This is a genomic window from Mycoplana ramosa (assembly GCF_041930185.1).
Classification (GTDB): domain Bacteria; phylum Pseudomonadota; class Alphaproteobacteria; order Rhizobiales; family Rhizobiaceae; genus Mycoplana; species Mycoplana ramosa.
Map to the genome: position 1 here is coordinate 150,511 of NZ_JBHEEW010000005.1, position 13,763 is coordinate 164,273.

Annotated in this window: 6 protein-coding genes; 2 read left to right on the top strand and 4 right to left on the bottom strand. The window is 64.7% G+C overall.

All coding sequences use genetic code 11. The annotated features are described in order from the left end of the window. Positions 1 to 15: 15 nt before the first annotated feature. The 3 genes from JNC62_RS08190 to JNC62_RS08200 all read right to left on the bottom strand — a co-directional run bounded on the left by JNC62_RS08190 (position 16) and on the right by JNC62_RS08200 (position 11,272). Positions 16 to 5,460, bottom strand: a complete 5,445-nt coding sequence (locus tag JNC62_RS08190; protein ID WP_374837686.1) for an alpha-2-macroglobulin family protein — start codon at positions 5,458 to 5,460, stop codon at positions 16 to 18. Positions 5,461 to 5,615: 155 nt separating this feature from the next. Beyond that, on the bottom strand, positions 5,616 to 7,619 hold the full coding sequence (locus JNC62_RS08195) for a CHASE2 domain-containing protein (protein WP_374837688.1): 2,004 nt from the start codon (positions 7,617 to 7,619) through the stop codon (positions 5,616 to 5,618). Then, positions 7,619 to 11,272: a FecR domain-containing protein gene (locus JNC62_RS08200; RefSeq protein ID WP_374837690.1), complete on the bottom strand. Its 3,654-nt coding sequence runs from the start codon at positions 11,270 to 11,272 to the stop codon at positions 7,619 to 7,621. The genes JNC62_RS08195 and JNC62_RS08200 overlap by 1 nt, the downstream gene beginning before the upstream one ends. A gap of 120 nt (positions 11,273 to 11,392) precedes the next feature. Between JNC62_RS08200 and JNC62_RS08205 the strand changes: the two genes are divergently transcribed. Next, positions 11,393 to 11,941, top strand: a complete 549-nt coding sequence (locus JNC62_RS08205) for a Pycsar system effector family protein (protein WP_374837692.1) — start codon at positions 11,393 to 11,395, stop codon at positions 11,939 to 11,941. Positions 11,942 to 12,107: 166 nt separating this feature from the next. Here JNC62_RS08205 and cpdR1 read toward each other — a convergent pair whose 3' ends face one another. Then, positions 12,108 to 12,470 (bottom strand): response regulator CpdR1, encoded by a 363-nt coding sequence (gene cpdR1 / locus JNC62_RS08210; RefSeq protein WP_192246785.1) that lies wholly within the window; start codon positions 12,468 to 12,470, stop codon positions 12,108 to 12,110. Positions 12,471 to 12,661: 191 nt separating this feature from the next. Between cpdR1 and JNC62_RS08215 the strand changes: the two genes are divergently transcribed. Continuing rightward, positions 12,662 to 13,543: an N-formylglutamate amidohydrolase gene (locus tag JNC62_RS08215; protein ID WP_374837694.1), complete on the top strand. Its 882-nt coding sequence runs from the start codon at positions 12,662 to 12,664 to the stop codon at positions 13,541 to 13,543. Positions 13,544 to 13,763 lie beyond the last annotated feature (220 nt).

The following is a 13,763-nucleotide window of genomic DNA, read 5'->3' on the forward strand; positions in this document are numbered from 1 at the left end:
GGACACGGGCGCCTCCTACTCGGCCAGCACCTGCATGCGCCCGGTTGCCGTGCGGGCGGAGAACTGCGGCCGGTACATGTCCTCAACGGTTGCGGCCGGGTGGTCGTAAGTCCCGGGCGTCACGGCCCGCACGACGTAGGCGAGCGTCATGCCGTTGTTGTTGCCCGCCGAACGGTCGAAGGCGGCGACAAAACGGTCGCTGCGGAACTCGGTATGGGCTGCCTCGACCTCACCGATCCATTCAAAATTGGAAAGGTCGGCGCTGCTGACGAGGCTGGGATTGTCGATCTCGAAGCCGGCCGGCAGCAGGTCGGTGATCAGCACCCGCGCGTGCCAGGGATTGTTCTCGGTGACCTTCAGCACGACGACATAGCGCTCGTTCTGGCGGGCCTCGGAGACGTTCGCCGGTTCGCCGTCGAGCGTGTAGTAGCTGCGCTCGATCGCAAAGCCGTCGCCGCCGGCGGGCAGCGGCCGGGCGGGGGCCGCGACGGTCGTCAGCACGGTCGAGACGGGCTCCTTGCCGCGGTTGACGATGGTGACCGGCGTGCGCTGCAGGTCCTCGCCGCTCATGCGGGCGGCATAGCGGCCGACGTGCGCGGCGCCATCGACCTCCAATTGCAGCGAATCGTCCTCGTTCAGGATCGCGCGGGCGGCAAGCAGCATCCAGGCCTGCTCCTGGGTGCTGGTATAGGCCTTCCGTTCCCACTCGCCGGCGACGAACGTCGCAAGCTGCGGGATGATCGCGGGCGTCGGGTGGCTCTCCGCGGCAAGCGCCAGCACGGCCGCGCCGTCGCGCAAGGCCGAGCCGTAGTCGGATCGTGCGAGGCTGACATTGGTGACGTCCGTCGACATGCGCAGCGCTTCGCGGAAGATCCGGTCGGCGCGCTGCGCGTCGCCGTAGAGCCCGAGGGCTGCGGCGATGTGCGCCTTTGAAAGCGGCGTCGGGAACTCGGCAAGACGCGTGTCGGCGTAATAGCGCAGGTCGCTGATCGCGGCCTTGCGGTTGCGGGCCAGCACGTAGAGCGCATAGGCGATCTCGTTGCCGCGCTCCTGCACGTTGTTATCGTAGGACAGCGCATTCTGGAGGTTGTCGAGGGCCTGCGCCATCGCCTGGTCGGGAACCTCGAACTTCTGCTCGCGGGCGCGCGTCAGGAAATCGCTGATGTAGGCGTCGAGCCAGAGGTCGCCGTAGCCCGGCCCCCAGAGCCCGAAGCTGCCGGAGGAGGACTGGTCCGAGAGCACGCGGTAGATCGCCTCCTGCACCCGTTTCTTCGTCTCGGCGTCGTCGGGAAGCCCGGCATTTTTCGACAGCTCGCTGAGATAGAGCAGCGGCAGCGCACGGCTGGTCGTCTGCTCGGCGCAACCGTAGGGATAGCGGTCGAGCGTCATCAGAATGGCGGGAATGTCGAAGGCGGCGGAGCGCGAGACGTTGAGCGCCACCGAAGCGCCGCCGAGGATGCTGTCGGCGAGCAGCTGGTCGTCGATCGTCAGGCTGCCGCCGGCGGCAAGCTCCAGCACGCGCCGTGTCGTGACGGGCATGGTCGCCGGCCGCACGGGAATGTCGAGCGCCTGCTCCCAGCTGCGGCCGGTGCCATCGGACAGCGCCACCGTAACGACCCCGTTGCCGACCGCGCCGCCGACGAGCGGCAGGGTCAGGTCGGCCTTGCCGCCCGCTTCCAGTCGGACGGTCTGCGCAGCCCCGGTCTGCTCGACCAGCACCGCTTCGTTGTGGATGATCGCCAGCTGATAATCGCCGTCGGGCGCATCGGTGTTGGCGATGTCGAGCCGAAGCGCCGCGCGGTCCCCGGGCGTCAGAAACTTCGGCAGGCTGGCGGTGACGACGACCGGATCGCGGATGATGACGTCGGCCGTGCCGTGGCCGATGCCGTCCTTCGACCAGGCGACGGCCATGATGCGGGCGGTGCCGTTGAACTGAGGGATATCGAAGGAGACCTTCGCCTTGCCGTCGGCGTCTAGTTTCACGGGGCCGGAGAAGAAGGCGACGAGTTTTTGGGTCGGCGGGCTGCCCTCTAGGGCCATCTGTCCGCCGTCGCCGCCGGTGCGCAGCCGGCCGACGGCTCCGAGCGAGCCGTCGATCAGCCGCCCGTAGAGGTCGCGGATCTCAAGGCCGAGGCGGCGCTGGCCAAAGTACCAGCCGTCCGGATCTGGCGCCTCGTAACGGGTGAGGTTGAGGATCCCGACGTCGACGGCGGCCACCGTCACATAGGCGTCTTGGTTGGCGCCGGCGCCTTCGACCGAGACGGCGATGTCCAGCGGCTGGCGCGGCAGCGTCTTCTCCGGCGCGTCGAGGTTTACATTGAGCTTGCGCCCGGCCGGATCGACCTTCAGCCATTTGATGCCGATGGCGCGCATCGGCATGCGGCTCTCCCGGGCATCGCCGGGGCGGTAGAGCGTGGCGGTGACGTAGGCGCCGGCACCCCACTGCGCGGTGACGGGGATCTCGACCTCGCCGCCGGTCTCACCGAGCGAGGCGGTGCTGACGGAGATCAGGCTTTCCGTGCCGTTCGTGACGAGCAACTCGCCGGCATAGCGCGAGGAGATTTTCAGTTTCGCCGTGTCGCCGATCGCATAGCTCTGCTTGTCGAGGGCGATTTCCAGCGCATCCGGCGTCTCCGTCGAGGTCGCCTCGACATACCAGCCGGCATTGAATTCGATGCTCGTCGCCGGGCCGTCGGCGGATGCGGTCTCCACTTCGAGCCGGTAGCGGCCCCAGCTGACCGGCACGGCAACGTCCGCACCGTCGGCGCCGACGTCGATCACGCCGGCCTCGACCTGCTTCGTCGAAAGGATCGGCTCGTAGCGCCACGAGCTGCCGTCACGATACCACTGGTAGTCACGCTGGACGCTGAGCAGCTTCCACGTCAGGCCTGTCATCGCCTGCTTCGTCCCGTCCGGACCGGCGACGATCACGTGGAAGCGGGCGACGGAGTTTTCCGGCACGTCGCCGGACGCGGCCGGCCTGATTCCGATCATCGGCCCCTCGGAGCGGACCGGCAGCGTCAGCGAACGCTCGACGGCGCGGCCCCCGGCCTCGCTCATGCGGATCGTGATGCTTGCGTTGAGCAGCTGTGTCGTGGCGGGGCGTTCGCCGACATCAACCTCGAAAGTCGCCGTGCCGTCGTCATCGAGAGGCTGAAGCCCCTCGATCGGCATGCGGTTTTCCTCCATCGCCTCCTCGTCGGCAAGGCCAAAGACGTAGCCCTTGAAGAGGTCGCTTTCGCGGGTCGGCTTGAGGGCGATGTCACCCTCGATGTCGAGCCCGGTGGCGGGGGCGCCATACAGATAGCGGCCCGCGACGTCTATCGCGACCGGTGTGCCGGCGACGATTTCCTTCGCCGCGCTGGTCAGGTCGAATTCGGTGCGGTCGGGCACGAAATCGTCGACGAGGAATGTCTTGTCGCCAAGCGCGGGCGCCTTCGGATCGGCGAAGACCTGCATCGTCCAGGTGCCGCGCATGGCGTTCGGCTGGATCGCATAGTCCACGGCATATCCGCCGAGCTGGCTGTCGGTGCTGACGATGCGGCGGTCCTCGACCCCGTCGGGGCGGGTGAAGACGAAGGTCAGCGGCAGCTTCTCGATCGATTTTGCCTCGATGTCGCGGGCAAGGGCCGCGGCATGCACGGTCTCGCCGGCGCGGTAGATGCCGCGCTCGGTCCAGGCGAAGAGATCGATCGCGCCCGGCGCCGGCCGTCCGGTGACCCCACGGTCGGACAGATCGAAACCGGCGCGGGTCATGTCGAGGAAGACATAGTCCGACGTGCCGTTCCGCGCCGTCAGCACCGCGGGCATCATCGCGGCGGTGCCGCGGATCAGCCCGGCGGTGAAGGTCGCCCGGCCGTCGGCGTCGGTGATCGCGGTGCCGAGGATTTCATTGTTCCTGGCGAGCAACTGCAGTTCGACGCCCGCCATTGGCCGGGCGCTGCCAAGCGCGCGGGCGAAGACGTGCAGGCCGTCGGTTCCGGCAAAGGTCGACAGCCCGATGTCGGAGACGAGGAACCACTGGGTCGCCTTCGGTTCCCAGTCGCGCTTCGGCCCGTTCGAGGCCGTCGCCGTCAGCACGTAGATGCCGGGCTGGCGCTGCGGCAGCGCCTCGTCGACCGGAAACGAGGTGACGACGTCCTTGTTGAGGTCGCGCTGCATCTCGATCTGGCCCTGCCAGACGAGTTCGCCGAACTCGCTCTCGATGCGGCCGGCGCCGTAGCCGTCGAGCTGGGTCAGGAACTGGGAGCCGGCGAGCACCGCGGTGATGTTGCGGTCGCCGACGCGATAGAGCTTCAGGTCGGCGCTGTCGGTGTTGACCGAAACCAGCGGAATGCCGCGGCGCGCGGTGCTCGGCAGCACGAAGCTGTCGCCGGTGAAGCGCACGCTCGGGCTGCGGTCCTGCACGTAGATGTCGAGCTCGACCGGCGCCTCGAGGCTCTCGTCGACGGAGGACGGCAGGCCCTGACGGAGGGCAAGCTTGTAGCGCTGGCCATGTTGGAGGCCCTCGACGCAGATCTGGTTGTCCTTCGCCTCGACGCCCTTCGGCGCCGTGCCGTCGATGGTCACGAAGCTCGCATAGTCCGCCCCGAACTTCACCAGCGGTTCGGAGAACTGTACGCAGGCACGCGGGCTGACGCTGTCGTTGTCGATCGTGTGCTGGACGACGCGGAAGCCTTGCCGCGCCTTGAGATCGAGATAGGCGGCACGCACAGCCGGGTCCTCGACGAGCGCAAGGCTCGCCTTGTAGGCGCTCAGCCCGGCGCGATAGTTGGCCGACTTGTCCAGCGTTTCGGCGAGAACGGCCAGCGCCTGCGCCCGGCCGGAGGTGGTGCGTGTCAGCCAGTAGGCATTCAGCGCGGCAAGCGGCCCCTGGCCGGCGAGATCGGCATTGTCCGTTGCCTGTGCCGCCGCTTGCGCTATTTCGATCCAGAGATAAAGGTCGTCCGGCGCAAGCGACAATGCGCCCTTGTAGGCGTCGAGGGCTTCCGAGACGCGCCCCGATGATATTTCGATGCGGCCGAGCGAGGCCAGGCTTTCGACGCCCTGGCCTTCCTGCGTGCTCAGCAGCGCCAGGTTGGCCTTCAGCGCCCGCGCTTCCGCTTCCATCCCTTCGGAGATGAAATCGAGCGAGGGCGCGGCACCGACATCGGGCTCGCCATCGCTGAGTGCAATCTTGCCGGCGATCGCGCCGGGGAACCCGTTCAACTGACTGAAGTCGGACTTGAGGAAGCACCACTTCACCTTCGGATTATAGGTGAAAGCGCGACAGGACATGTCATCGATGCAGCTGGTCTTGCACTGGTCGAGCGTGACGTTCTGCACGGTGCGCAGGTCGAAGCCGAAATAGTCGCCGTTTTCCGTGATGACGATCGATCGCTTTGTCTCGGCAGCTTGTCCAGGATATGCGCTTGCTGCGACGGCGAGGACGATTGCGGAAAAACCGATTAACGCACGCATAGACCCACATCCTCCAAACGCTGCCAGCCTCCAGCACTCTTGAGACATCGGCCCGGCATGTCAACCGATGGTCGTGTCCGTTGCCGCACGGTTCAAGATGAGAGTGGCGGCCTGTTTTATGAAGAGTACGGACGCGCCATCGTTTTTATCGCCGGTCACGAGGAAGCTTGCTTGCCTTCGCAGGTGTGATTGTCGACGAGGCTGGCGCGCACCCCTTCATAATAGCGTGAGAGAGCCGGCAGCGCCGCCATCAATTCATTGAAGAGCGGATCTTCTGGCTGCAACGTGCCGGCATAGCGGGCGGCGATGATCCGGTTGTGCCTGGCTGCCGTCCCGGCCGGAACATCGGGCAGGGCCGTGAAGACCGGAGAGGCGACCGTGCGTCCCTTCACCGTGATGCGATCCAGCTCGAGGCTGACGAAACGGTCCGCCAGAAGGGCGGTGCCTTCGCCGATCAGCAGCGGCACCCCGTAGTTTTTCGATGCGCCTTCGAGGCGGGAGGCTAGGTTCACCGAATCGCCCAGTACCGAATAGTCAAAACGTTGGGAGGAGCCCATGTTTCCGACGACGCAATCGCCGGTGTTGATCCCGATGCCGATCCGAAGCTCGTGGTAGGCCGATCCGCGCTCGGCGGCCTCGCGCTTCAGCTCGGCATTCAGCGCCTCCATCCGCGCCAGCATGTCGATCGCCGCAGCGACCGCATGATTGGCGTGATCGTCATCGTCCAGCGGCGCGTTCCAGAAGGCCATCAGGCAGTCGCCGATGTATTTGTCGATCGTTCCGCCGTGACCGAGCACGATCTCCGAGAGCGGCGTCAACAGGCGGTTGATCAGGTTGGTCAATTGCTCCGGGTCGTCTTTCATCGTCTCGGCGATCGTGGTGAAGCCGCGCACGTCGCAAAAGAGGATGGAAAGCGTGCGTCGCTCGCCACCGAGACGCAGTTGCGATGGGTCGCGGGCGAGCCGCTCGACGAGCGCAGGCGACAGGTACTGCGAAAAGGCGCGCGTGATCTGCTTGCGGTTGCGTCGCTCGTCGGCGTAGTCGAACGCAGCCTGACCGACCGCCACCGAGACGAAGGCCAGCGCCGGCCCGAGCGGCGAGACGAAGAGGTAGGCCTGGCGGATCAGCAGGAAGCTGATCGCGGCCAGCGCCAGCGTGACCGCGAGCGCGACCGCTGCGGTCTGCCAGCGGGTTGATCGCCAGACGGTGAAGGCCGCGAGGATTGCCGCAAGCGCGATCCCGATCAGCACCAGGGGCGATTCCGCCCGCCGGATCGCGCTGCCCTTGGTGATGTTGTCGAAGAGCGTCGCCTGGATTTCGACGCCCGCCACCAGGCGGCCGGTGTGCACGGTATAAGGGGTCGCAAACGCGTCGGCGCCGCCATGGTCGATCTCCGGTGCGTTCTGCAGGCTCAGGCCGACGATGACGACACGGTCGCGGAAGAAGTCCTTTGGCAGAAAGTTTTGCGGATCGAGGGCCTGGTAATAGGAAACGGTCGGATAGCTGCGGGCCGGGCCATAGGACTGGATCATCCAGTCGCCCGGCGGCAAATCGTCGGGCAGGCCGGCGACGCGGGCAAGCTGGCGGGCGAGCGCGTCGTCGTAGCGCGGCAGATCGCGGAAGATGCCGTCGCCGCCGAGCGTGATCGAGGCCATGCCGGTGACGGCGCCGGCCTCGCTGAAGAGCGGCAGCGGCGTCGCCCGGACGAGCTGCTCGGCCTGTGGCGTGACGATCACGCTCTCGTCGCCGGCAAGCACCACGTCGGGACCAAGGGCGGCGGCGAGCGCCGCGTCGCGTTCGGGCGTCGATGGCTCGGCGAAGATGATGTCGAGCGCGATCGCCTTGGCGCCGGCGGCGCGCAGCGCTGTGATCAGGCGTGCGTGGATGTCGCGCGGCCACGGCCATTGCACGTTCAGTTCGGCAAGCGAGGGTTCGTCGATCGCAACCACGATCGGGCTGTCTGCGGGTGGGGTGGGATCGTCCAGCGTCGACAGGTAGTCGAAGCTGCGCAGTTCCTGCAGCGACCAGGCCGGCAGGCGCGTGAGCGCGGAGACGACGAGAATGGTGGCAACGGTCAGGAGCGCCAGCCGCAATCTGCGACTGATCTTCGGTGTGCCGGTGACGCCTCTGGCCGGCGGTGGGGGGGACGCGGTCTCCATCAGAACCGGACTTTGACCGCGCCCTTGAAGCTGCGGCCCCAGCCGGGAATGCCGGTCGCCACCTCGAAATCCTCGTCGAGCAGGTTGAACGCCGCAAGGCTGAGCTCGAAGCGCTTGTCGAACGGCTCCCAGGTCACGGCGGCGTCGAGCGTCCAGTAGGCGTCGAGCTCCTGGGGCAGGAGGAAGTCGTCTGTCGGATCGCCTGGTGTGCCGCCGTCGCCCAGGAAGATCGTCTCGTTGCCGGTGCGCTTGCCGATATAGTTTGCCGCTACCGTCGCCTTGATGTTGGCTTCGTTGACCCAGGTCAGGGCAACCTGTCCCGCCCATTCCGGCACGAAAGGCAAGGACCTGCCTTCGTCCAGGCTGCCCGAATCCTGATTTTCCGAATCGACATAGGCGAGTGTCCCAGAGAGACCAAAGCCGTGGCCGATGTGGATATTCGAGGTGATGCTTGCACGGTCGATGCGCCCGTCCGTCAGCCCAATGATGTCCGGCAGGAAAAGCGGATCCCAGATTGCGGGATGTCCGATGTTGAAATCTTCGAGGTCCTGATGCTGGAATTCGACGCCGGTGAACAGCCAGTCGTTCCATTCCGCGTCCCAGCGAGCCGCGATCGTGTCGACGTTTCCGTCGATGGCAAGACCTGCCTGGTTCGGTTGAAGGCCGACTGTGCTGACCGGTGCCAGCGTATTGAGATCGAAATCATAGCTCTGGCCAATGTAGGCGGCGCGCAACCATTGTCCGTCTGTCGGAGCAAAGGCAATGCCGGCGCGCGGATCGATCCGGTGGGTTTCGACGATATCGCTGTCGGCGTACGTGCCAAAAAGGCCATACTCGGCCTTCAGCACAGGATTGATCTCGTGGAGGACGTCCACGTAAAGGCGCCCATAGTCGACGCTGGTGTCGATCGGCTGCGAGGTGAGTGTGCCGCCGTAATCCAGATCGACAACGCCCCCCTCGACACCGTATCGCCACGTCAGGTCACCAGCGGCGACTGTGTGGTTGAGGGCGGCAATATAACTTCTCTGGCGTGAGTCGATGGTGCCGATGGGTGCCACACCCGACCAGGAAAAATCGTCGTGGCTTTCGGCGTCGCCGTAGAAGAAGGCGGCGTTCACGACATTCTCGAAACTGATCGTGTGGCTCCAGCCGATCCCTGCCGCGGTCGACTTCAGTCTTTCGTCGCGGTCGATCGTTAAGAGGGGATAGAACGAGCTGAGATCGAACCGGCTGTCGAAGTGTTGACCATAGGCCACGAAGCGATCGTCCGGCGTCGGCGTCGCGGTCACATAGCCGGTACCGCTGACCAGTTTCGTCTCGCCTTCATAGTCGCCTGGCGGAATGGCGCTGCTGCCGGAAAACGGCGTTTGCACCCATTGGAGACTGGCCAGCGTGCTGACCGGAAAGGGCAGGTTGCTGAAGCTCTGCCAGCTGCCTTCATAAATGGGGCGGGAGTCGCCGTTGAAGGTCGAGATTCCGTAGCCGAGTTCCACCTCGGCGAAGGGATAGCGGATGTAGTACGGCCGGGCTGAGGGACCTGCAAGCATGTGCGGGTCGTACAGAAGGCCCTGCATGAAGGACGAGAACGTCGACCTGTTCTGGGTCGGCTCGATGCCGTCGCTGCCGTAGAGATAGCTGTTCAGGAACGGATTGACGCTGCCATGCAGCGTCTGGTCGATATAGGACGTTCCGGTGAAGGGATCGAAGGTGATGTCGCCGTAGAACTGGCCCCAGGCATTCAGGCCCTGCAGGCGGAAGGCGTTGTTGAGCGTCGATCCCGCGTCATGATTGAAGCTGATTGCCGCACGCTGGCCGCCGCGGGCGCGCAACCGACGCAGATATTCCTGGGCGGCGGCAATCGCGCCGTCCGAATCGTACTCGTCGATGGCGACGCTCGCCCTGAACGATGGGATGACCGGATCGTTCGGGTCCAGGCGATCGGCATTGTCCAATGCCTGCCGAGCAGCATCGCGATTGCGCTGCTCCTGGTGGGCGACGGCAAGCAGGAGCTGCCCTTGGGAGTACGCGGGATTGGCGACGGTGCCCTTGAGCAGGTCCTCGGTCGCCTTTTCCAACTCGCCGGTCTGCAAATGGTAGCGCCCGCGCGCGATCAGGGCGAGGTCGAAGCCGGGGTTGAGCTCCATCACCCGGTCGATCTCGCGCTTGGCTTCGCGCACGCGGTCCTGGTCGAGATAGAGGATGGCGAGGTTGGTGTGGGCGGCGACGTCTTCGGGGTCCAGCTCGATTGCCCGCAACAGCGCCGCCTCGGCCGATTGCATGTCGCCCCGCGTCGACTGGATCAGCCCCAGATCGTTCCAGAGGTTCGTCGAGCCGGGGGCGATCTTCAGCGCGGCGTCGATGTCCTCGATCGCGGCGTCGATGTTTCCCTCGATGTCGGCGCGGTAGCGGGCGCGGGCCTGGAGCGCGACTGGATGGGTCGGATCAAGCGAAAGAGACCGGTCCATGGCCTCCTTCATCTGCTCGCGATCGTTCAAAAGCAGAGCGAAGAAGGCGCGGTAGGCCGGCAGCGACGGGTCGTCGGGGTAGCTCCGTTCCGCGTCCCTGATGATGTCGAGCGCCGCGCGGATACTCTCCAAAAAGCCCGCGGCATAGGCCTTGGTGAAGGCGCCATAGGGCCCGGTGACATGACGCGGCGCCTTCTCCAGCCGGTGGGGATTGGCCAGGGCACGGGCGAAGAAGCCGCCATAGTCGGCAACGCTGCCGCGTTTCGCATCCAGTCCAGGCCGCGCTCGGGCGAAGAGGCGGGCCGCGTCGTCAAAGCGGAGTTCCGCTCCGGCGACGAGCGCATCGAGAAAATCGACCCGCGCGCGCTGAGCGGCCGACAGCTGCATCGCGCGTGCGCGATCGAGCGATTCCACCGCCTTCTGCCGGCCTTCCAACGAGAGCTGGGTTTCGGCCAGCGTCAGCCAGTCCTCGGCGCTGCGGCTTGCTTCCGGCTTCGCAGCGATGCGGTCGATCGCCTGACGCATCTGCGGCACCTTCAGCGGCGAAGCGGGCATGAATGTGAAGGCGTCGCGCAGGGACAGGTAGAACAGCATCTGCTCGCGGTCGTCCGAACTGACGACGATGACCTTCTGCGGTGCCTGGCCGATGCGGGCAACGGCCGCCTCTCCCTGGCCGACCTGCACGCTGCCGTACTCATTCACCAGTTCGACGCTGCCCTCGAGCACGACAAGCGAGGTCTTGTCGCCGTCGACGGTCAGCGACCAGTCCGTTCCGCGGATCGCGGCCGCCGCCGCCGGCGTGTCCACCGTGAGCGCCTGGCCGCCGCGCTGGGCGCGAGCCCAAAGGGTGCCGGCCTGAAGGTCGAGCACGGTATCGCCCGCTGCGCCCATCTGCCGGACCAGCATTGATGAATTGCGGCCGAGGCGCACCTGGGTGTTGTCGGCGAATAGCACGGCAAGCTGGCCGATGGCGTTGGTGCGCAACGCGTCGCCGGTCAGAAGGTCTTGGTTGAGGTCGACATTGCGCCAGCTGGAAGCGTCATGGAAGCGCACTTCCTCGCCCGCCTTGCGGGCGATGACGGACCCGGCGACGGGGCTCACGCGCGGGATCGGCTCGCCATGGGCGGCCGTCAAGCCCCAGGCAGCAACGAGCGGCAGTGTCGCAATTGTCCTCAGAGCGGATGGCATCCTCATCGGCGCAAGAACTGACAGCCATGGCGCAAATGTCAAGCGCGCCCGGGCAATGCTCTTGCTTTTGCCAGCGACTGTATTAACAGGGAAACACAATAGAGAGAGGGTGGTCATGCCATGACGGGCTCTGGTGTTGCCTCGGATATAATAATCGGCGATAAAAAACCCGAAGAGCAGAATGTTTCTGTTGAGCATTTCAATCATGTGAAAAAGATCAACGACGTATTTTACGATCAGGTCAAATCTGCAGACCAGAAAGCCGCCTACATATTTACCTTCATGCTCGCATTTCTGATGTGGTCTGCCGAAGGGCAGGGGGTGTTCAACCTGGCCAGATACACAGCCGCCCACCCTTTTTTCGGGATTTTGTCGGCATTTCTCGCCGTTTCGGTCGTTTTTACTATCCTTTGTGCCATTCTTGTCGTCCTGCCGCGACGGGTGGACCGCGGCACCTCGCTGTTCTGGGGTGCGTGGTCGGCGCAACGCGATCGCCTCGTCGATGCAAACGAAACGGGCGATATGGCCTATCTATTCAGGCAGTACATGGAAAATGCGGACGCGATGGCGCAGCTTGCGATCAACAAGTACCGGATGGTCCGGTTCGCCTTCCGCGGATTGCTGACGACCGTCGTGGCTTACGTCGCGCTGTTGCTCACGCGCGCTTGAGGCGGCCACATCCACGGCGTCGACCGCTTCGGCAAGCGCATCCCTGATCGCTGTCGGCCGGGAAGGGCCGGCGATCCACCATCGCCGGATTACAGGGAACGGCTGCGCGTCGGAACGCGCAGGACGTCTGGCCGGCCGGTCGTATCAATGGTGGCTAAAGCCGTGGTCAGGCGGCGAGCATCTTGTTGACCTCGTCGACGAGGTCGCGCAGATGGAACGGCTTGGACAGAACCTTGGCGTCCTTGGGCGCTTTGGAATCCGGGTTGAGCGCGACGGCGGCAAAGCCGGTGATGAACATCACCTTCAGGTCCGGGTCGAGTTCGGTGGCGCGGCGCGCAAGCTCGATCCCATCCATTTCCGGCATGACGATGTCGGTCAGAAGCAGCGAGAACGGCTCCTCGCGCAGCCGGTCGTAGGCGCTTGCGCCGTTGTCGTAGGACATGACCTTGTAGCCTGCCTTCTCCAGCGCCTTCACGAGGAAGCGGCGCATGTCGTTGTCATCTTCGGCGAGAAGGATCTTGAAACTCATGGTACTCGGAAGCCGTTACTGCTGGTTGTCTTGCCTGTGCGGCGGTTCTGCTACGAGAAACGATTTCGGTAAACATCCGGTGAATGGATGCATTAGCCGATTCGCTGGTCGTTGTGCTGACTATGGACACGTGAGCCCGCCGCTGGCAACATACTAGTGCTCGCGATTTTGTCACATGGTAAAGGACCGCAATGGCTCCGGAATACAGCGAAAAAGGCCTCTTTGAGGTTCTGGAGCCGGCTTCGCAGACCATTCCGCTGGTGTTCAACTCCCCGCACAGCGGCCGTGTCTATCCACAGGGATTTGTCCGTGATTCGCGCCTGGATGCACATTCGCTGCGCCGGTCCGAAGATCACTATGTCGACGAGCTTTTCCATGCGGCGCCCGGTCTGGGCGCGCCGATGTTGCTTGCGCATTTTCCGCGCGCATTCCTCGACGTGAACCGCGAGCCCTACGAACTCGACCCGCGGATGTTCGACGGATCGCTTCCGCCCTACGCAAACGTCAGCTCGATGCGGGTCGCCGGCGGGCTTGGCACGATCCCCCGCGTCGTGGCGGAGAACATGGAGATCTACCAGCGGCGTCTGCCGGTCGGGGAGGCGCTCTCGCGAATCGAAGACATCTACAAGCCGTACCATGCCCGTCTGCGCAGCCTGGTCGTGCAGACTCACCTGAAGTTCGGATTTTCCGTCCTGATCGATTGCCACTCCATGCCCGGCAACATTCGCATCACCGGCGGGGTGCGGCCGGACTTCATCATCGGCGATCGCTATGGTACGAGCGCTGCCGGCGACCTTTCGCGGACACTCGTGCACTTGTTCGAGGACATGGGCTTCGTCGTTGCGCGCAACAAACCCTATGCCGGTGGCTTCATCACCGAGCACTACGGGCGGCCGGCAAAGGGTCTGCATGCCTTGCAGATCGAGGTCAACCGCGCGATCTACGTGGACGAGACGACGCTGACCAAGAAGCCGGACTTCGAAGCGGTTCAGGCCGGAATCTCCTGGGCGCTTTCGGAATATGCAAGCTATGTCGAGAAGTACGCATCCGACACCGCGCTTGCTGCCGAATGAACTGCCGCAGACTTCAGCGAAGGCAAAAAAAACCGCGCTTGGCGCGCGGCAAGTCTAGGGAGGAAACACCCTGGGAAGGGTATTCGCAGTCAAAAATGACTGTAAGAAAATCATAATATTGCAACGCACAATTGTCAATCGCGGCTGCGAAGAATGCCGATGACAAGGTGGGTTCCTTCGGCGGCTGGTGCGAAGGCCGCCGGCGGCTTATTCCGGTTCC